The sequence below is a fragment of the Photobacterium piscicola genome, assembly GCF_900166965.1.
In the GTDB taxonomy this organism is placed as follows: domain Bacteria; phylum Pseudomonadota; class Gammaproteobacteria; order Enterobacterales; family Vibrionaceae; genus Photobacterium; species Photobacterium piscicola.
This window is the reverse complement of record NZ_FUZI01000001.1, coordinates 205,470-226,046: the sequence shown is the minus strand read 5'-3', so window position 1 is coordinate 226,046 and position 20,577 is coordinate 205,470. Positions and strand designations below refer to the sequence as shown.

General features: G+C 35.4%; 17 protein-coding genes. 12 read left to right on the top strand and 5 right to left on the bottom strand.

Going from position 1 to position 20,577, the window contains the following annotated elements; genetic code table 11:
* The first annotated feature begins 2 nt into the window (after window positions 1-2).
* Together CZ809_RS01045 and CZ809_RS21465 are read left to right on the top strand one after the other, a co-directional pair.
* Window positions 3-3,005, top strand: coding sequence for a DEAD/DEAH box helicase (locus CZ809_RS01045; RefSeq protein WP_080155594.1), 3,003 nt, complete (start codon window positions 3-5; stop codon window positions 3,003-3,005).
* Window positions 3,006-3,842: 837 nt separating this feature from the next.
* Entirely contained in the window at window positions 3,843-3,971 is a 129-nt protein-coding gene (locus CZ809_RS21465; RefSeq protein ID WP_268877575.1) for a hypothetical protein, read from the top strand.
* Here CZ809_RS21465 and CZ809_RS01035 read toward each other — a convergent pair whose 3' ends face one another.
* From CZ809_RS01035 to CZ809_RS01015, 5 genes are all read right to left on the bottom strand, one after another.
* Window positions 3,972-5,021, bottom strand: a complete 1,050-nt coding sequence (locus CZ809_RS01035; protein WP_080155592.1) for a serine/threonine-protein kinase — start codon at window positions 5,019-5,021, stop codon at window positions 3,972-3,974.
* Complete coding sequence (locus tag CZ809_RS01030; protein ID WP_080155591.1) at window positions 5,021-5,485, bottom strand: hypothetical protein; 465 nt, start codon at window positions 5,483-5,485, stop codon at window positions 5,021-5,023. The genes CZ809_RS01035 and CZ809_RS01030 overlap by 1 nt, the downstream gene beginning before the upstream one ends.
* Before the next feature lie 139 nt (window positions 5,486-5,624).
* Window positions 5,625-5,999 (bottom strand): hypothetical protein, encoded by a 375-nt coding sequence (locus CZ809_RS01025; protein WP_080155590.1) that lies wholly within the window; start codon window positions 5,997-5,999, stop codon window positions 5,625-5,627.
* 480 nt (window positions 6,000-6,479) lie between these two features.
* Window positions 6,480-8,159 carry a type I restriction enzyme HsdR N-terminal domain-containing protein gene (locus tag CZ809_RS01020; RefSeq protein WP_080155589.1) on the bottom strand — a complete coding sequence of 560 codons (1,680 nt, stop codon included), beginning with the start codon at window positions 8,157-8,159 and terminating at the stop codon, window positions 6,480-6,482.
* Between the two features lie 436 nt (window positions 8,160-8,595).
* Complete coding sequence (locus tag CZ809_RS01015; RefSeq protein ID WP_080155588.1) at window positions 8,596-8,802, bottom strand: helix-turn-helix domain-containing protein; 207 nt, start codon at window positions 8,800-8,802, stop codon at window positions 8,596-8,598.
* Between the two features lie 92 nt (window positions 8,803-8,894).
* Here CZ809_RS01015 and CZ809_RS01010 point away from each other — a divergent pair, with 92 nt between their 5' ends.
* From CZ809_RS01010 to CZ809_RS00960, 10 genes are all read left to right on the top strand, one after another.
* Complete coding sequence (locus tag CZ809_RS01010) at window positions 8,895-9,428, top strand: VspR family transcription factor (RefSeq protein WP_080155587.1); 534 nt, start codon at window positions 8,895-8,897, stop codon at window positions 9,426-9,428.
* Window positions 9,429-9,443: 15 nt separating this feature from the next.
* On the top strand, window positions 9,444-10,826 hold the full coding sequence (locus tag CZ809_RS01005) for a DEAD/DEAH box helicase (RefSeq protein ID WP_080155586.1): 1,383 nt from the start codon (window positions 9,444-9,446) through the stop codon (window positions 10,824-10,826).
* A gap of 73 nt (window positions 10,827-10,899) precedes the next feature.
* Window positions 10,900-12,078: a TniQ family protein gene (locus CZ809_RS01000; protein WP_080155585.1), complete on the top strand. Its 1,179-nt coding sequence runs from the start codon at window positions 10,900-10,902 to the stop codon at window positions 12,076-12,078.
* 3 nt (window positions 12,079-12,081) lie between these two features.
* Entirely contained in the window at window positions 12,082-14,004 is a 1,923-nt protein-coding gene (locus CZ809_RS00995; RefSeq protein WP_080155584.1) for a type I-F CRISPR-associated protein Csy2, read from the top strand.
* A complete protein-coding gene (gene csy3 / locus CZ809_RS00990; RefSeq protein WP_080155583.1) occupies window positions 13,988-15,037 on the top strand; it encodes a type I-F CRISPR-associated protein Csy3 in 1,050 nt (349 codons plus the stop codon). Before CZ809_RS00995 ends, csy3 begins: the two co-directional genes overlap by 17 nt.
* A 3-nt stretch (window positions 15,038-15,040) precedes the next feature.
* Window positions 15,041-15,640, top strand: coding sequence for a type I-F CRISPR-associated endoribonuclease Cas6/Csy4 (gene cas6f, locus CZ809_RS00985; protein WP_080155582.1), 600 nt, complete (start codon window positions 15,041-15,043; stop codon window positions 15,638-15,640).
* Between the two features lie 908 nt (window positions 15,641-16,548).
* Window positions 16,549-17,136: a hypothetical protein gene (locus CZ809_RS00980; protein WP_080155581.1), complete on the top strand. Its 588-nt coding sequence runs from the start codon at window positions 16,549-16,551 to the stop codon at window positions 17,134-17,136.
* A 135-nt stretch (window positions 17,137-17,271) separates the two neighbouring features.
* Complete coding sequence (locus CZ809_RS00975) at window positions 17,272-17,850, top strand: hypothetical protein (RefSeq protein ID WP_080155580.1); 579 nt, start codon at window positions 17,272-17,274, stop codon at window positions 17,848-17,850.
* A 394-nt stretch (window positions 17,851-18,244) separates the two neighbouring features.
* Window positions 18,245-19,018, top strand: a complete 774-nt coding sequence (locus CZ809_RS00970; protein ID WP_080155579.1) for an NERD domain-containing protein — start codon at window positions 18,245-18,247, stop codon at window positions 19,016-19,018.
* A 140-nt stretch (window positions 19,019-19,158) separates the two neighbouring features.
* Window positions 19,159-20,073, top strand: a complete 915-nt coding sequence (locus CZ809_RS00960) for a phospholipase D-like domain-containing protein (RefSeq protein ID WP_080155578.1) — start codon at window positions 19,159-19,161, stop codon at window positions 20,071-20,073.
* Window positions 20,074-20,577 lie beyond the last annotated feature (504 nt).

Sequence of the window (20,577 nt, the reverse complement as noted above, 5' to 3'; positions counted from 1 at the left end):
ATATGAGTATGAGTGAAGAACCTAGTCGAGAAATTGTAACTTTTGGCAAGAATGAGCTGATTTGGCAATCACTATTGCAAGATAACACTTCTATGCTAACGGCCGACGATGTTCATGAATCTTGGTTGCGTAATAATTTTAATTTTGTAGAAGAATCTGACAATATCGCAGGCCTGCGCTCACCTCAAATTGGAGGAATATACGCAGCACTAGCTCACATTCGTTCAGATGAACGATCAACAGCCACAGTCGTAATGCCAACAGGGACAGGAAAAACAGAAACAATATTATCTATGGTTGTAGCTGGAAAATTTAAACGTACTTTAGTTATTGTTCCATCTGATGCACTACGCAAGCAAACCGTAGAAAAATTTGTTTCTCTCGGGTTATTAAGGGAGCTAGGATTAGTAACATATTTGGTCTTAAATCCAAAAGTAATGGCCGTAAAGCAAGGGATGGTAGACTCCAAAGAAATAGATTCATTTAAAGATGCAAACGTAATTATCGCGACAGCAAGTTCGTTAGCTAACTATAGTAATGATGATATAAAGAGTTTAAGTAATCTATGTTCACACCTGATAGTAGATGAAGCACATCATGTAGTTGCGAGCACATGGAATCGAGTTAAAGAAATATTTAAAGGGAAACCAATATTTCAATTTACAGCTACACCATTTCGATCAGATAAAAATCGAGTAGACGGCAAAATCATTTTTAACTATCCGATTAAACAAGCACAAAAAGATGGTTACTTTAAGCCTATTGAATTTCATCCAATTAAAGAGTTTGTTGATGATTTTTCTGACAAGAAAATTGCAAAAAAAGCTGTTTCACTCCTTCGAAAAGATAGAGAAAATGGCCTGAATCACATATTAATGGCACGGGTGTCCACAATAGAAAGATCCAAGAAAGTATTTCAACACTATGAGAAGTACACAGATTTGAATCCAATAGTTATTAATAGTAAAACAAAAAATAAAAAAGAGATACTGGATGATATTAAAAATTTAAAACACTCAATTATTGTATGTGTTGATATGCTTGGGGAAGGATTTGACCTTCCTCAACTTAAAGTTTGTGCGTTACATGATATTCACAAAAGCATAAATATAATGCTTCAATTTACAGGACGATTTACTCGGAAATTTACTGGCTTAGGCAATGCAAAGTTTGTAGCCAATATAGCTGATGCTAAGGTGAATAACACTCTTGAAGAGCTGTATAGTGAAGACTCTGATTGGAATGATATTATTCAGAAAATTGGAACGAAAAAAGTTAGTAGCGAAAAGGAATATCAAGAATTCAGGCAGAACTTTGATTCAAAAGGTAGTAATCTTTTAGAACAAGGGATAAGCCCTAAAATTAGCACTCAGGTGTTTAGAGTAACCAATTCAAAATGGAAACCTGATCAATTCATTAAGTTTCAAGATAAAAACCATGAAATCACAGACTCAACCATTAGTAAAAATAAAGATACACTTATATTTTCCGTCAAGACAATGTTATCTGTTCCATGGTCAAACTCTCAACAAATCAATGATGTTAGTTGGGATTTGTATATAATTTTTTATGATAAAAAAACCAATTTGGTATATGTACACTCTTCAAGTACCGACGGAAATGTCAAAAGGCTTGTTGAGTTAGTAGCCAAAGATGCGGTGAAATTAACGGGTGAAAACATGTTCAGGGTTTTGGGGCGTGTCAAACGATTACGCTTTCAAAATATTGGTTTAAATAAAGATAAGAGCGATTTACGCTTTATCATGTACACAGGGACTAACACTAAAGAAGCCATTCCAGAATTAGAGGCACAAAGAGCTAGAAAATCTAATATATTTGGAAAAGGTTATGAAGAAGGGAAAATGGTTACTATTGGCTGTTCTCATAAGGGTAAAGTATGGGCAATGGATAGTGACTCAATCGATGTGTGGATAAAATGGTGTAAAAAAATAGGTTCAAAGATTTTAGATGAGACTATCAACACCAATGAAATAATGAAAACCGCAATGCAGTCAGAAGAATTAAAAACCTACCCTAAAATTCAAGCAATAAATATTGATTGGCCTGAAGATATACTTAGAAAAAATGAAAGTCGGATAGATTTATTAATTAACGACAATCACCAGTCGATTATTAATTATCAACTAGAAATCAAAAAAGACAATATTCTCGGCAATAACGAATTCGATTTCATATTAAAATCAGATCATGAAATCTACAATTTCAAAATGTCATTAAACAATGAAGGTGGATTTATTGTAAGTGGTAGTGAAAAAATAAAAATAAGAATAGGAACGAAAACACAATCATTAGAATCCTATTTTTCGGATAATCCACCTATAATATTCCTTTCTGATACATCAATTATCGAAGGTACATTGAGACATTACTGTGAAGAAACTTTTGCATTCCCCTATGATATCGAAAAAATCGAGGTTTGGGATTGGAAAGGGATTGATATCTCCGTAGAATCACAACGAGATATTAAAATAAGCAACTCAATACAATATAAAACAATTCAAACCATTAAGGATCAATATGACATTGTCTTTGATGATGATGGGTCTGGTGAGGTTGCAGATATAGTAGCAATTAAGAATACGCAAGATGAACAACTTATAATTGATTTTTACCATTGTAAGTATTGCTCAAAAGGATCATTACCAGGCGCGAGAGTAGACGATGTATATCAAGTATCAGGACAAGCTGTCAAAAGCGTAAAATGGGTTAACTGTGAAGAAAAATTGTTCGAACGGTTGATAAGTAGGGAGAAGAATCGGTTACAACAACAAAAGTCTTCACGTATCGATAAAGGAACCCTTGATCTATTAGTTAAATATAAAAAAATGTCAAAATATTGCATCTCAAAGTACTCTATGTACATAGTCCAACCAGCAATTTCAAAGATAAAAACTAATAATGACGTTCTTAGTATCATTGGCTCAGCCGAGAACTATATAAAGGAAACTACAGGTATTAATTTGTCTGTTATTTCAAGTAAATAGCTAAATACTAGTTACCCTCTATATTCATATAACATGTAATATAGAGAGCCGCTATAAACTTACCGAAAATAAACAATACTTGCTATCAAACCATAAAATCTTATGTAATATTTAAAGAAATATGCATGGCAGATTAAATGAAGAGGTATAACACTAAATTCGATATTAAGAGGTGGGGCTATATGGGATGAAAACAGCGCCAACATTTAGTTATTAACGCCATCCTCTTTGGTTATCTGTACTTATTTTTCTGTATAGTAATAGTATGAGTATAATTGATAATACTCATACTCAACTAGTTCTTCATACTGTCGAAGGAAATGGGAAGTCGTGGAGTCAAGTCTTGTCTTTTGCCTACCAAGGTTTCCTATACGGAGGTAATCCATCGATCATTTCGACCAAAGTGAGTTACCGCTATTGGTAAGACCGAGTGACGTAAGTAGAGAAGTGGCAAATAATGGGGCCAGGCCTTTCTTTTTGCCTCGATTAGTTAAAGTATCGCAAATATGGACATTCAAGAACTAAATTTAGGTCGCATTAACTCGTAACGGGGCACTCCTGAGTTAAGGAGTGCCCTCTGAGAAGATTCTGGACATTTCTGAGTTAGCGGTTTTGCGCATCAAGCAGATGATGGATTAGATCTGGTATTGCAAGCGCATTTTTGCTAACCCAAACGCTCGGTCCGATTTCGCTACGTCGGCACGGTCCTAGTGAGCACGGCAACCAAAATAAAGAACAGGCTAGCACCGTAAACACGGGGCTAGCCATATCAATAATGCCGAATGTAACGCATCACTTTGATTGTTTTGTTAGGGCTTAACTGTTTTGGAGAGGTCAATGAAGTCTCTTGCTCCCGGCTTAAAGCCTAAAAGACAGTCAAACATGTCTTCCGTTGGCTCTGGTAACTTATCGCGAGAAAGAGACTTTCGAGTGTCATTAACTAATCTTGCTCTAGTTAAAAATTGACTACTTTTTTCGCATTTCTTTTTCATCATTTAAAAACCTAATGATATCCGTATCAGTAATGTCGTCCTTACAATATGCCGTAATTCTTCTCGGCTCTGACGACCCTGTTTTACGGTAAGCTTTTGATTTCCTTTCATTACATACACTTATCGTCTTAGTGACACCATCAACATTTGACTCCCATACTTGGTGAGTCTCAGTTGGTTTATACTCCCAGTGTAGTATAGAACCATCAATATCAGCAAGAGCGTTTACTACTTCAACAGCTGATCCAAAGCGATCTCCTGGATTAACTTTTAAGCATTTATTTATGGTTCGTTGTAATTTTGTAGGTATGTGCAATGGATATGCTTTACGGTCTGGAAACTTACCCGATATTACATCTTGACCAAACTGCGGGCCTGTCTGGTAAACAGAAAATTGTTCATCAAAAGCTTGATCACCTACGCACATTCTGTACATAGTCAAACCAACTTGATAGATATCAAACCTATTGTCAAACTCACATTCTCGATTTCCAAATACCTCTGGAGGAAATTGCTTAATGTATAACTTAGGTTGTTTCGCTACACCTTCTTTATCCATAACTTTTGTCAATCCGAAATCTGCCAGCAATGCTTCATTGCGATCGGAAATCAGAACATTATCAGGCTTAATATCAAAATGAATTAATCCTTTCGAATGAACATTATGTAAGCCGTTAAGAATATGTGTTGAATAACGAATAATTTCCTTTGTCGTTAAAAACCTTGTCGACATAAGGCGCTTAAGTGAACCATTTTTATAATATGGTGACGCCACATATATTTTTTTAGCATCTTCACAGGCGTAACTAACCTGTACAACATATGGATGGCTACTACGATATAAAGTTCTGGCTTCTGAAAAATAATCAGCAGCAGAGAAGTTATCGTTTTTCTCGACTTCTTTTATGACCATTTCAGCATCGAGATATTCATCATGAACACGATAAACTTTTGAGTTTTGTCCTTCTTGCCCAATCTCTTCAATCTTTTTAAAAGATACTTGTGCTTTCTGATATGGATACATTATGCTAAAGCCCCCATTGCAACTAATGCAGCCTCTCTTGCATTATTATTTTTTAGCAACTCCCAGTGACCTAACAATTCATAACCATTATTACCTTTAATAATCAATTCTAACTGCTTAGGTTTCATATTTAATCTAGATGCAATAGATGTTTTTCTACCTGTGAAATACTTGTCAACGCTACTACTAGCAAACGCCTCTTGTATGACACCTTCGATATGAAGCCTAGTTACATCTAAGTTTTGAGAATTACTCTCAGCTATTCTTATGCCAGCAATACTTATTGTATACTCTCTTAAAATATCCAAAACGCAGCTTCTTATATATTTCAACTTTTCAGGAAAATCCAGTGCTGCTGGAACTTTAATACATTCATTATTGATAATTGTAAAGTTATCTCCTTCACAGTTAATAACAACAAATGTTGTTTTTTTTGGTTCAACCCTAATCCCAAGAATTTTCATTTAATTACGTCCATTTTATTTTTATCTTAACGCGGTTTGAAAGCCCTAACGCCAAACTAACCCGCACAAGACCTTGGCATAGACTTTTGCGAAGCAAAAATGCCAAGCGTTGGAGTGTCGAGTTTAGTGCCTTGTTAGGTTAATTTTGCTCCAACGCTTCATTTAACTTTCTGCGCATTTCGCTGAGTTGAATGCCAGATTCACGGATAGTCTCATCATCCCAGTTATTTGGGTTTAACCAGTAAGTACCTTTGATTTGCGCAAGTCTAGACATTTCAGGGTAACCCGCCCGATCCAAAGCTATAGAAGCTGAGTTCCAAACTCTGTTTAATGTGTGCTCTATTTGAGCTTTCCCATTTTGAGTATAAAAATAACCCTCTGTCTCAGTAACAGCTTCATTAAGTTTTTCTACTGCAATAGTTTGTAAATCATCTTGGCGATCTACCACAGGCTTGAGCACACCTATACAGGCAGAAAGTGCCCCTAATGCTCCGAGTATTTCTAATCCTGTCATGAGTTTCCCAAATTATTGATTAACCTAACAACTTTATATGATCAATTCTCGTTTTACATTCTTGATAGAATGCCACAGGTAACTTAGCCACTTCAACAAGCCATTGTATAACATCATAATTCACATCGAACATGCATGATTGAGCTCATTAAAAAGAGAAAACTTCTCCTTAGTAGTGAAAACATGCATCGCTACGAAAAGTTTGCAAACCAACTGCACATAGAGCCATGTGTCATTTGATTTGCGTTCCATTAGTCCAGCTATGGCAAACTCGCCTTCTTGATGGGTGATGACTTATGAGCGCTAGCAAACAATGGAGCAAATTCGAGCTAGCCATTAAGCTAACTCATAGATGAACAACAGTTAGTTAACTGTTTGTTCTATTTTGGTGACTAGATATTAGGAAAAGTAAGGATAACGCCTAAATCAAGTGCGCCGTAGGCGTCACCTGGATTTTCTTGTTATGTTTCTTGTCTCGGCTCATGAGTATCCATAGAGCGTTTTCAATGAACCCTGTAGCTTATCGTTGCCAAGGAAAAAGCGATCTGAGAGCTCAATAGTTTTTCTCGATGAGTTATCAGGAATTTCTTTACCCTCGAGCATTTCTTTGGCTGCCCAAGAGCCATTTTTAGATAGTGCTATCACTTCATCCATGTGATTTTCTAGAGTATATTTTTTCCACTTTTCGCTCATTTTTATGACGCATAAACAGTTATGTCCTAAATTGTCAGAGACTACAGAAGAAGCTTCCGTTGGGTGTAATTCTCCCAAGTCTTTCTCTCGAAGAAGTTGGCGATAATTTGGCGTACTCTCAAGAAGCATTTTTTCTAAATGCCAAACCTGTGATAATTGTTGCTTTGCCAAAGCTGAGTTGAATTTGTACTTATCGGAAGTAAAATCTGAAACAAACCTATCTGTTGCCAAAAGACTAAGCCTATCTATATCGATAATTATATTTCTTTTTGGGGAAGATAATATCTGGTTCCATGAGAATTCAGATTCATTGGCTCTCGTTAATAAGTGTTGTAATTCACTTCCTTGATTGAGTTGAGGACTAACAATAGACAATACCTTGAATAAACGCCTAAATGCTGATGATGCAAGTAGGATGATTTTTCTTGCTTCATCATTTTCAAAGAAATTCAAGGTGTGACTGATTAATCCCTTTATAGTGGACTCTACTGTTTTATCTCCCTCACCAACTAACCATGATGGAGACCAATTTAAGGTGTTTGTTTCCATTTCAAGCAGAATTAAAAAACTTAAAGCATTTGAGTAATATGCATCATTCGCATCTCTATAATGATCAGGGAATACCTTGTATATTACATCGAAGCTTCTCATTTTAAGACAATGATCAATTAAAACCTTGTTCATTGAGTACATTGTTGATCTCGGTTGAGAAAAGAAAAAATGTACATCAATGATGTCATCTATGCTTGCATTTGACACTTCAACCGCAGAATCCTTCTCTGTAAATTCAGCTGACTGGAAATTTTTGAGAATTTGACCTCTTTTTTCTCTAAATCTGTTTTCGATAATATCTAAGAACTCATTTACTCTTTGCTGATTGAATTCTGACTCAAAAGCCTTGTCTATGGATTTTAGGACCCTTCTTTTATAAAAGAACCAAATCTGCATGGGTTCTAATATTTTCCTTAGATAATCGATGTTTTCTAAAAGATTCTTGATCTTAAATGAAATTACAGGAGTTTCGAGATCTTCCTCTCTATCGAATATCTCTAACTTCAAGCCATCACATAAGACAATTACAGATGCATTAATTTCTGGATGAATTGAGTATTCTGTTGCTTGGCTTAATTCATCATACCCAAATCTATCTCCCTTTAATGGTTTCTTTGCTTCAATAATCCAGAAGTTCTCTCTCCACAAAGTAAAACTATAATCGATATATTTATGTGTTTTCCCAAGAAAACGGATGTGCTTTTCTCTATCAACAGATGAAAATTGACCTTTTTTATATCCTAATACCCTTATTATTGGATCAATTATTTCACCTCGAACATCAGCCTCTGTGAACCCAGTGACATCTAGGTTTTGAACGTGCTTTAACTCATCAAGATGCTGTTCACTTAATGGTGAGATATTTTTGTGGAGAAGTAATCCTTCTCTGATAGTAAATTCATTATCTATTAACATAACTTCTTAGATATGACCGTGTGCGATTTTGGCACTGATTAAACATAACAGTATATTAATAAGCATTCTTACTTTTGCGCAAAATATACTCATATAAAACCCATATCATACTCGATATAATTTTTATATATCATGAAGTTGATAACACTTTTTCACGCCGAACGCTTTATGAGAGGATGTGAAAAGTAAGAAATGTATTTAATCAGTCTTATTAAAAACTGAATTCAAGCGGTAAAAACACCATGCTTTGTTTAATTTGGTTAGATATACAGTAAATAAAACTAATCCAAAATCACGTTAATGTAATATGAACGAGTAAAAGCACTAAATAGGAATGGGGAAATTTTGAGCTAGCCATGGAAGTCAGCTCGATGTGATCACCAAGCGATCCTGTCATATCTTAAATCAAAAGTAATAGATTTAATGCTGCCATCTTTTAGGGAAGTAAGTCTTTAACATCACATTCAAGTACTACTGCGAGTTGATATACCTTTTCCAACGTTATGTTGACCTCACCACGCTCAATTCGACCGATATAGCTTCTGTCTATATCTGCCAATAATGCTAATTGATCTTGTGATACGCCTTTATCACGACGTTTTGAGCGCAAATTTGCACCAAAGAGTTTTGCTAAGTCTTTCATTTTATGGAATACCTAAAATGAAAGACTATCTATTATTGATGATTATGTTACCACGGACTATAATCCGCAAAACTATTTATTAAACACTTGCTATGACCGATTTAGTAAAAATACATTCTGATATTCTTATGGCTTTGAACGAAGTTACTGATGAGCCATTTAAAACTACGACGATTCGTGATCTGCTGACGCACTTATTCCCACACTATAAAAATCCAAATACTACTAGGCTTTTTGCTTCACGGCACTTAACAGAATTAGAAGATAAAGGAGTGCTTACCTCAACAGGTGTCAGACATGGTAAAAAATATAAAAAGTGTGATGACTACCACTTAATTAAATTTACAACTAAAAAACCACGAAAAAACCAACATGCAGTGAACTATCAAACCAATAATATAGGCACTATGTCAGATGGTTGTATCAAGAGCCTGAAAACGCAAAAGGCCACAATGGAAGCTGAATTATCCATAAAACTTGCTGAGACTGAACAATACCAAGCGATGATCGAACAATTTCCAGAGACAGCCTCTCTAGCATTGAAGTTACACTCTGAAGCGAAAGAAAACGCAGCAGCAATTGTTGGGCAAATTCGAGCAATATCTAACGTACTATCATATCAATAACTCTAAGGACTTAAGATGCTTCGACTCTGGCAAAGTGAGTGTATTTCTAATGCTATTGATTATTATAAAAATGGACATCGTCATTTTCTGGCTCAAGCAACCCCTGGGGCAGGAAAAACACGCATGGCAGCCTATTTAGCAAAGGCATTATTTGATAATAATATGATTGATCTTGTTATTTGCTTTTCACCATCAAAAACGGTTGCCTTAGACATTCAAAAAACATTCGCAGATATATTAGATTGTACATTCACAGGTCAAGTAGCAACGCTTGGGTGTTCTATGACTTACCAATCGATGCAATACCTTCATCATGATTTTTGGAAAACGATATCTCGCCGCCGTGTATTGTGTGTCTTTGATGAAATTCATCACTGTGGGGGCAATGAAGGCTCTGACAACAATAGTTGGGGGCAAAGCTTAGTACATGACATTCAACATGCAGTTTTGTATACACTGGCGTTAACAGGAACACCTTGGCGTTCTGATGAGCTACCTATTAGTTTACTATCTTATACTGATCCTGAAGATAAGGTGATTTGTAACTATCAATATTCTTTAAAACAAGCAGTGAATGATGGTGTTTGTCGACGACCAAATATTACTTTAATCGATAGCGATAAGATTTCATTGCAGAGTAGCACTGAGCCTGAACACTTTAGCTCCATCAATGCACTTCTAGAAAATAGTAATACACATTATTCTTGTGTACTTAATAATAATGATGCTCTAAATACAATCATTGAGTTGGCAGTTAATAAGCTTAAAACGATCAGACAAATATCAGTAAAAGCTGGAGGTTTAATCGTAGCAGCTTCAATCATACACGCTCAAAAAATCATTCAAATATTAAAACAACAATTCAACCAAACTTGTGTGCTTGTCACTTATAAAGACAAACACTCAAATAACATAATTGAGTCTTTTAAGTACAGCGCCACTCAATGGATAGTTAGTATTGGCATGATTAGTGAAGGTACTGATATTCCAAGACTTCAGGTCTGTTGTTATCTTAGTAATATTCGAACAGAGTTATACTTTCGCCAAGTTTTAGGCCGAATATTACGAACGACAAACCCCGCAAATCAAGATGCGTGGCTATACACTTTTGCTGAAAGTAATCTGGTACGGTTTGCAGAACAAATTGAAATAGATATTCCTGAAAGCTGTTCCAGAATAACGATGTTTAACGATAGTTATTACAGTGAACGAAACCAAGAACATACTCAATATTCAACGAATATCGATACCGAAGTGGAGGATCATTGCTATACGATAGACTGGGAGAACGATGAAAATGCGTTTATTGCTGAAAGTAATGATATTCAAACTCCACATTCAGCGCTTACTCTAGGCCAATACCACACTCGCGTAATCAGTGCTTTTATTTATGGGTGATCTACTAAACTCATTACATATTAATTTCTTTTAACTTTATAAGAGTTGTTGAGTATTAACAGGAAGGAAAGCCATGTTTCTACAAAGACCAGAACCACATTCAGATGAAAGTTTGGAAAGTTTTTTCATCAGAGTTGCAAACAATAATGGCTATGAAGATATCCATCGGTTCCTCATTGTAACAAAACGGTATTTACAAGATGAAAACCACGATAGATTTGAGGCTTTCCCTACTGATATAAAAACAATTAACCCTTATTCGTCCAAAAATAATCATGGTTCAAGAGTAGCAGCACTGCACAAAATAGCCCTTATGACTTTTAATGAGCAAACTGAGATACTGTCTTTAGCAATAAATAGAACATCGCTAATATATTCACCATCAACAACCGCTCTAGTACGAGGTAGTGAGGTTATTCCTCGTTCATTATTACGAAAAAATACTATTCCATGTTGCCCAAGATGTTTATATGAGGAAGGTTTTGGACATTATTTATGGCATTTCAACGGTTACAATCACTGCCACAAACATAATGCTCTATTAACATATAAGTGCGCATGTGGCGCAGATTATGATTATCGAATAGCTGGTCTAAATGGACTTTGCAGAGAATGTGATACGTATCTTAATCCAAACCAACAACAACCAGATAGTGCCGAAAACAAAACTTCTGCTTGGCTTGCAGGTAAGACTATCGAACAACTGCCTGATTTGCCTCAGAGCTATCGTTGGGGTCTAATACATTGGTGGGCTCACCTTACTCAAAAAGAGTTTGATGGGGCTTCCTTCATTGACTTTTGGCATCGTTGGCCAGAATCCTTTCATCATTTAATACAACAAAAAATCGAATTTAATTTAGAACATTCAATTATTCATCATGATAATTTGAAGCTAAAAGATTTACTGGGAGATTTGTTCTTTAGCTGTATTCGATTACCTGAAAGGAATTTAAAGTACAATATTGTACTTAACGAGTTATTGAGATTTATAGATAATAATTTATGGCGTGACAATGGACTACTTGCGAATCTAAAAATGAATGCTTTAGAAGTCTCGATATTTCTTAATTGTTCGCGCGAGCAAATTGTATTAATGGTCGACCAACGATTTTTAAAAACCAGCCGGAAAGCTAAACCAAATAAACCATTAAGTTTCACTGATTACCTGTTTCACCTAGGGGATGTTTATTGTCTTTGGTTAGCTGAATTTCAAACTGATGAGTTTAATCGAACATTTATCATTTCGGGGTAGTCAATGAGTACACTAGCTGAAATTATTAATTCATCGTCATCAGATATAAATGTTGAATTCAAAAGAGCTTTTCGTCCACTGAGTCCAAATATTGATATCACAGACAACGAAGATATTGCTCTCATCATTTTAACCAACCTAACCGCAAAAGTAGACGCAAAGCAAATTTTGACCGATAGAGAAAACTGTAGGAAAAAATTAAAAGATAACAACTGGTGGTCACGTTGTATTAATACAATGAAATTTCGCCAAAGCCACAATGTTAAATTTCCCGAGATAAAAGCAACTGGAATAATTAGAGCTGATCCAATAGGTGAAATACCTAAGTACTTCCTCTCATCTTCAAAATTAAAACAAAAAACTTTGCCTTACGCGAATGATTCAAAGGATGTCAGTATCGCTAATTTTTTAACCAGTGAATTTATCTTGAACGGCAAAATTTGTTGCTTGGGCGTATTACTTGCAGATGAGCAGCATCCCCTCTGGGATCGTTTAACAAAACTGGGTTGTTATCAAAAAACACGCAAGTACGTAGCAAAACAACTTGAGAAAATTCCAAATTCTTGTATTGAAGTACACCTAGGTGCTAATTCTGTTCGACAGATTTCATTACCAGATGGGAATAACTCTTACTTATCTCTATCCCCTGCTACCTCTCAAACAATGCAGAGTTCATGCTATCAGTCTCTTCATAAACATTATTGGTTAAGTAAAACTACCCGTTATAGCCGAGCTTCAAATATGGGTGTACTTCCGATGACCTGCGGTGGAGCATTACGCATGTTAAGTCATACTATAAGCTTTGAAGATGTCAAACATTGTCAAATATCACCCGATTCATATTGGTTAACTAAAGATGCAATACAAGCTTTCTACGACTATTTTGATTATTCAAACTGGCTGATGCCTCACACTCAAAAGCAACAAAAGTTAAAAACACTAAAAATCACAATCACAGAAATGATATCTCGGTGGTTATCATTACAAAAAAAATCGATAAAAGATAATAACTTAGATCTTGTGCATAAACTAAATTTTGATCTATCAAATACAAAATCCTTAAGACAATTTGCCTACGATCCAAAAACAACTAGATTTCTATTTACCTTAATTGAAAATAGATCAAACACACAGCAACCTTATACTTCACCTAATGAGAACTTTGATAATCAATATCTTCTTTTGCCTCAGATTTCTGTTTGTGGTGCATCCGCTTTAAACTCATCTATCACTATTGGAATACCCTCTTTAACCGCATTTTTTGGTTTTATTCATGCATTTGAGAGAAATATACAAAAGGTATTTCCAAACTTCAAAGTTAAGTCATTTGCTATCTGTATTCATACGTTTCACTTACAAAAAAGAGGAATGACTAGGGAGAGTGTAGAAAAATCAAAAGATAATATATCTCCTCCAGCAACTCATGATGAATGGTATTGTGATCTAAAATTTAGTTTAGTTCTCAAAATAAATAATCTTACTAACCTCAACCAAAGCAAGATATTGTATGCATTGCCCAAACGACTTGCTGGAGGCTGCGCAAGAATAAGTATAGATGACATAAAGACGATACAAGTATCTTCTAGCTTTAAGGATTTGGTTAAACAAATACCCACTTTTCAAGGACAATGGCTATCCTTATACAAAGCGGAAATTGATTCCTTTGAAAACATTATTCAACAGATAAAAGCATCGCAAAATATAACCCCAACTTGTGTTGGGTATCATTACCTAGAAAAGCCGACAGAACGCCCTTTTTCCCTCAGAGACTACAACCATGTGTTTGCTGAGCCTATCATTGGACTCATCAAACCAATAACTATTAAAGAAGATACAAATTTACATGATTTGTTTTGGAACCAAATTAACAAGCCACACTACACTACAATAGAGACAAGGAATATGAATAATGAAGATCCCTATTAGTCTTGCTTATGAACGTTCAATCCATCCCAGCGATGTTTGCTTTTTTACCATTTGGCCAGATGGAAACAAAGCCCCTTTGTCTTTTATGAGCCGAACAGCACTTGGTCAAATGGAAACCGCATCACGCGCTTACGATACTAAAGGAAACCCTAAAAAAACGGCTACACCTGAAGCTCTTGCACAGGGAAACCCTCATCATATGGATTTCTGTAGTGTTCCCTTTGGCGCAGAGCATATTGAATGCGTTTTTTCAGTTTCATTCTCTTCAGAGCTTCGCAAACCTTACAAGTGTAGCGAGCCTGAAGTTAAAAACACTTTGATTGAGCTGGTTAAATTATATGAGTCAAAAATCGGTTGGGATGAACTCGCAGGTCGGTTTCTAATCAATATTTGTCAAGGAAAATGGTTGTGGAAAAACACGAAAAAAGCGTACCAATTAAATATTGAAATTAAACCTTGGCCTTGGAAAAATAATCCCGTCATTTTCGAAGATATTAGAACAAATTACAGTACTTATAATGACTGTCTATCTGATCCCAAATGGCAAGAATTAAAACACCTCATCATCAATGCTTTCTCCTCCCAAAATGGTCTCACTATTTTCGAGATAAAAGCACAATTAACTCTACCAACGAATGCTGAACTTTACCCAAGCCAAACATTTATTGAAAAAGATAAGAAAGAAAAAAAACATCAATCTAGCCGTATATTTCAACATACATCAATCAACGGACAAAAAAGCCCTATTATAGGCTGTTATAAAGCAGGAGCTGGTATTTTTATGATTGATGATTGGTACCCTAATGCTGAAGAACCTATTCGTATAGGGAGATTCGGTGTACACCAACAAGATGTAACTTGCTATCGCCACCCCTCGACTCATCAAGATCTCTTTTCTTTATTGGAGCAGTCTGAAAAATATATAGCTTTATTAAAAAATAGAAAAAAAATACCGCAAAAAACAATAAATGAACTGCACTTTTTAATGGCTAACCTTATCAAAGGCGGGTTATGCCAGCATAAAGGAGAATAGACCATGGATTGGTACTATAAAACGATTCGATTTGTTCCTACTAATTGCAATAATGAATTTCTAGCAGCTAAGTGTATCAATATATTACATGGTTTTAGCTACCGTTATGATACTCGTTCTATTGGCGTTTCTTTTCCAAACTGGTGTAATGAGACAGTAGGAGATCGAATTTCATTTGTAAGCATCGAAAAAATGACATTAGATTACTTACTCACTCAAAATTACTTTAAAGAAATGCAAGATCTTGGTTACTTCAATATATCAAAAACATTAATTGTTCCAATTGAATGTAACTTTGCCTGTTTTAAGCGTTATCAAAAGATCGACAAATCGTCAGCGGCTGGTTTTCATCGAAAGATAAAGAGGCTTGCTAAAAGAGCGCATAATAGAGGTGAGGTTTTTGATAACAAGAAGTATAACATTTACAAACAATGCGATATTGGACACTATCATTCATTAGCAGAAGAAAGTAAAAGTAAAGGGTATGGATTTAGATTAAACATTCAAAGAACTAATGAAGTCAGCATCAATAATATACCTATTTTTAGTAGCTATGGATTAGCAAACACAGCACACACATTACAATCTGTCCCCATAATTTAACCCTTTTATTTTGACTATTCCTAATTTATTGATTTTATGGGTTTTATAATCTAGCAAAAATTTAGGGGCTCTTATTGGTTTTTTATCTAACCTTCTGATAATAAATAGCTATATTTAAATAAGCTACAGTGTACTGCCGAGTAGGCAGCTGATAACTCCCAATCGGCTATAGGTAACATCATAAGATCGTGTACTGCCGAGTAGGCAGCTGATAACTCTAACAAAGCATTCCAATATCATGAGCAGTGGTGTACTGCCGAATAGGTAGATACATTTATCATTAACATTGTAGTTATATCCACAAACAGCCAAGAGGCTGTTTGTTTTAATTGCGATTGAGGATTATAATCCCCATTACTACTGAAAAGTAGCTGATAAAAAACGAGCCACATTTATACGAGTTCAAGATCAATATACTGCTGAATAAGTAGATAATTAAGGGTATATTTTTCCTCGCATCACACTCAAGTACAAAACTGATTGATATACTTTCGAGTGTGATGCTTATTTTCTAAAGATTAACCCCATTTACCTAATACAATTCACCCCCCTATCCTACTTCAGGTTTTTCAACGTAAATTTTGTAACTCGTTTATGCCCCAAAGTGAGTTAGATTAAATATCCTAAAAAATCTAAGAGTGTGAGTTTTTCCTATAAAACTTAGTATCAAGTTTATGACTGATTTACTTTCTTTTCTGTACATCTACCTAAGTTATTAAGTTTTGAATGTCGTTCGAGTATGGAAAGAGGCATTTTTTATTGAGCGTTTAGCCTCGTTTTGTCGCTGGAAGGTCCAATAAGGCACTGTTCATTAGTAGGTTTATGATAAATTATTCGAAAGTCGGGCAGGCAGAAAAACGAGACTGCCTGTTATTAAGAATGTTATGCGCATCAGAGGATAAAATAAATTGTTCAAACATATAGCTGTACTACTTTCGATAATCCTTCTTACATTCGGTACTTACCTATCTAAGTTCGGAGTTCCTGATGATACTTCATCATGGGCAAATTTGGGGTCATTTTCCGGTGGTACAGCTGCAGTTTTAATAGCCCTTTATGGTGTCATATATACGATTTGGCAGCATAAGAATAGCAAGTCTAAATATACAATCGAAGATCATGTGCGATTGATGAGAACCTATAAATCTGCTCATAGCGGTGGTTACACTAACAAAGGCTATGAGTTTTTAAAATGGCTGTGGCCTGGCGCTGTTTCACAACTAACCAGAGATGGAAAGGCAACAGTTGATGACATTTTAAAGAACTCAAACTTAAATGAGATGGCTCAATGGAAGCGCAGTCTTCTTAAAATTGAACGCAAATTAATAGCACAGTTTGTGAATGAAATGAGTAGAGAAGAACTCAAGTTAGCATGGTTATATTGCTTAATAGATGAGCTTCCAAAAGAATACAAAAATGCCATAGCACCCAAATGGTCTGAAGTCCCTTTGTCAGATAGTGAAAGAAGTCTCTTTGACGCGGTAAAGAACGCATAACAAAGCGCTTAAAAACTAATTCATAACACTTGGTATTTTTGGTTTAAATCGACTTTAATAATTACGGAACAATGGTTTAGGTCGGGTGGTTGCGTTGTTCACCGCTCAACGCAGCGTTAGGCATCAGGGGGAAAAATGAGTAAATCGATAGATTGGTTCTGCAAGATAGTAAGGGTTGCCGGTGTTAACTTCCCGGGCGCAGCATCCCTTGTTCAGTTCCAAGCTGAACTTGATAGTATGGCGTTGTCTAAGCGAATTAAAAAACTCGAAGACCCAATTAGCTATCTTCATGAAGATATCCAAGAGGTATCAAAGCTAATTTATGCTCAATTAGTTACGTGTGACTCTGTAAATCTCGATTTTGACGATGATTTTTATGTAAAGTATTCGCGGCCACTTGCCGCCTTAACTAAATCAGGTTACGTATCTCAAAATAACTTTCTAGGGTCGAGGATTCCTTTGGGTATAAATCTAATTGATCCGTCATTCATTCTCTATATGTGCGCCATCGCCGGCGATAGCAAAACTATGGAAAGATTGGTCAAAACTGTAGACGAATGCCCCGTTGGTCAGTGGCTTAATGGCAAAGTTCTAAAAGAAGAACTGGTTATTCCTCTTTTTGTAGTACGCGCGGTTTTTGAAGTTTATGAAGCTAAAGGCTATGGGCTGTTATCGCGTGAAATTGGTTCGTGTAACTACATGGGAAATGCCTAGCAAACGGCTAAGGTTTCAAGATACTTTGTCTAATCCAAATCTCGCACGTTAGAGCCTATACTCTAACCCACTTTTGTCCAACATCGAGCTAGCTTACATATGTGATTACCGAGGGAGGTTGACGGTTTAAATACCGAAGGATTCTGTCGTTGTCTTATTTATAATCGAACTAATATGATTTTGGGTTAGCCTAATAATTAACTTAATCAAGTTGGTTAATTAGAGGTCATCTCGTTGTCGTTTTCTTCAAATAATTCCACCTAAGTAATAAAATGCTGCCAGTGTCATAAATCTTCATCCAAATCCTTTATATGATTACCCACGTTTTTAGTCAGCAAGCAGCTTTTAAATAAGAATTATTGTTAATACATTTATAGTTGAATAGGAAAAATCCGTGAATTTTTTTGAAGCATTTCTTAATGTGCTTGAGCAAATTTGGTATTTAGTGCCTTTACTGCTCATTTTTTGCATTTTCAAAAGTAGATGGCTAAAAGGTATATTTGGTGAGTTTCTCGTAAATCGTCTTTTGTCCAAATTACCAGATTCTGATTACACGCTAATAAAAGACGTAACGTTGCCTACTAACAATGGTACAACTCAAGTCGACCATATTGTAGTTTCTAAATATGGCATTTTCGTCGTTGAAACTAAGAATATGAAAGGTTGGATATTTGGCTCGGCTCGCCAGAAGCAGTGGACACAAAAGATTTATCGCCATTCATCTAAATTTCAAAACCCAATGCATCAGAACTACAAACACATTAAAATGCTTGAAACCTTACTAGATTGCAGTGAAGAACACCTACATTCAGTTATTGTTTTTATTGGTGACAGTACTTTTAAAACTGAAATGCCTCCAAACGTTACCTATGCTCGCGGAAGTATCCAATATATCCAGCAATTTAAAGAGGTAGTGTTCTCTGATAAGGATTATATCCGATTAGTTAAATCCATAGACCAGATAAAGTTAAGGCGTGGACTCATTACGGATTTAAAGCATCGTAAACATGTCAAAGAAGTTGTTTTATCAAAAGAAAAATTAAATCATTGCCCCCGTTGCGGCTCAGAAATGGTGCTGCGTGAAACCAAGCGTGGTGAAAATATAGGTAAACAGTTTTGGGGGTGTTCAACGTTTCCCAAGTGCAGAGCGGTGAAACAATTCAACTAAAAATATGTTTAAGAGTGGTTCGCAATGCGTGGCATTTTCACTATCCATTAGTTTCGGTGTTTAAGGTCGGATGCGGTGGCTTTTGTATTGCGTTGATCATCCCTTAACAAGGCTGTGTTTTAATCTGTGAAGGAGTCAAAATGGCAGTTGAAGCCTATTTTGAAGATATTGAAGATAAAATTATTAGAGTTCTTAGATCTTCAAAGTATTCAGTGAAAATATGTGTTGCTTGGATAAGTGGTAAAATATATACGCCAATTTTAGAGGATTTGGCAAATAGAGGAGTAAATGTAGAGCTAGTATATGATAATAATTCAACAAATTTACGCCATGGAGTTCCTCTTTCTAACAAATATAAAACGTATGCAATAGATACTCGATTGTCTTCATCTCTAATGCATAACAAGTTCTGCATAGTTGATGATGAAATACTTATAACAGGTAGTTACAACTGGTCAAATAAAGCAAAGGATAGCTTCGAAAATATTGTAGTTATTAGAAATGAGTTTGAGTTAATAAAAGACTTTCTTCATGAGTTCTATGATTTAATCGCTTATTACGATGCTTTTTCTTCAAACTATGTTCGTAAATGTCATTGTGGTTCAAATTTGTTCAACCTTGGTATTTTAGGTCAGGAATCTGGTTTGTACGATGAGTCAAAAATAGATGTATGGAGTGTTTGTGTAAAGAATAATCACGTTAGTCACCTAGGTGAGGAATATGCGCAGCATCTACGTGCCCAACTTGGAATGAAATATGAACCAGATTGGTGTCTAGAGACTTATGATAAAGATTCAATGTTGTCTGAGTTCCAACAAGAGCGTTCAAGATCTAATTCTCTACAGAATTATTTCAACTCTAGGTCGGGCCTAAGGATTCATGCGATAGGCACTATCGCAATGGATAATTGGAATGGTCATATGGAATGGGATGAGGAACCTGAATATATAGTCAATATCTTTTGGCGCGATATGTATTTAAGAAAACTAATCCCTGAGACATTGTATGATGACTATTTTGGTGGAATTAACGAAATAATATCAGATCATGTATAAAAATATAACAGATAAGGGTATGTGTCGCACAGCCGACATCTATTCAAAGTGTTGGACAAGCCCAAGCCACCTTATATAAGTAAATATTGGGTAATGTTGAAAAGTCAGACATAACATTACCCTTACTTTTCCTAATGCCTGCTTGCCGAAATAGAGCAGGCACTCTAACAAGCTTTTGTCCACAAGTGAGTTAGCTAACTCATAATTGTCTCATTTAAGTTAGTCACTGATACTAGCTCATCCCCCTAGTATCAGAATTGTTTCAACCACAGCGAGAATCTTACAATATTCAATACTAATGCCATAAATATACTTAAACAGTAAAAAAGATGTAAGTAACTTTCTTACAACCAATCTTCATAATTAGTAATAAACCTATGAAAATATCAACTTATGGTTGTTTTGAATAATATCAACATATGGTTGTATTTTTATTAAAAAATTGATTTATATGAAAATATTGAATATCAACTTATGGTTGTTTCAACAAATAGTATTGAAACA

Bases quoted from the DNA above. Each gene is read 5' to 3' on its own strand.
- CZ809_RS00995 (WP_080155584.1), top strand. From the start codon at position 12,082: ATGAGTACACTAGCTGAAATTATTAATTCATCGTCATCAGATATAAAT.
- CZ809_RS01020 (WP_080155589.1), bottom strand. From the start codon at position 8,159: ATGTTAATAGATAATGAATTTACTATCAGAGAAGGATTACTTCTCCAC.
- CZ809_RS01045 (WP_080155594.1), top strand. From the start codon at position 3: ATGAGTATGAGTGAAGAACCTAGTCGAGAAATTGTAACTTTTGGCAAG.
- CZ809_RS21465 (WP_268877575.1), top strand. From the start codon at position 3,843: ATGAAGTCTCTTGCTCCCGGCTTAAAGCCTAAAAGACAGTCAAACATG.
- CZ809_RS01010 (WP_080155587.1), top strand. From the start codon at position 8,895: ATGACCGATTTAGTAAAAATACATTCTGATATTCTTATGGCTTTGAAC.
- CZ809_RS01000 (WP_080155585.1), top strand. From the start codon at position 10,900: ATGTTTCTACAAAGACCAGAACCACATTCAGATGAAAGTTTGGAAAGT.
- CZ809_RS01005 (WP_080155586.1), top strand. From the start codon at position 9,444: ATGCTTCGACTCTGGCAAAGTGAGTGTATTTCTAATGCTATTGATTAT.
- cas6f (WP_080155582.1), top strand. From the start codon at position 15,041: ATGGATTGGTACTATAAAACGATTCGATTTGTTCCTACTAATTGCAAT.
- CZ809_RS01030 (WP_080155591.1), bottom strand. From the start codon at position 5,485: ATGAAAATTCTTGGGATTAGGGTTGAACCAAAAAAAACAACATTTGTT.
- CZ809_RS00960 (WP_080155578.1), top strand. From the start codon at position 19,159: ATGGCAGTTGAAGCCTATTTTGAAGATATTGAAGATAAAATTATTAGA.
- CZ809_RS01015 (WP_080155588.1), bottom strand. From the start codon at position 8,802: ATGAAAGACTTAGCAAAACTCTTTGGTGCAAATTTGCGCTCAAAACGT.
- CZ809_RS00975 (WP_080155580.1), top strand. From the start codon at position 17,272: ATGAGTAAATCGATAGATTGGTTCTGCAAGATAGTAAGGGTTGCCGGT.
- CZ809_RS01035 (WP_080155592.1), bottom strand. From the start codon at position 5,021: ATGTATCCATATCAGAAAGCACAAGTATCTTTTAAAAAGATTGAAGAG.
- CZ809_RS01025 (WP_080155590.1), bottom strand. From the start codon at position 5,999: ATGACAGGATTAGAAATACTCGGAGCATTAGGGGCACTTTCTGCCTGT.
- csy3 (WP_080155583.1), top strand. From the start codon at position 13,988: ATGAAGATCCCTATTAGTCTTGCTTATGAACGTTCAATCCATCCCAGC.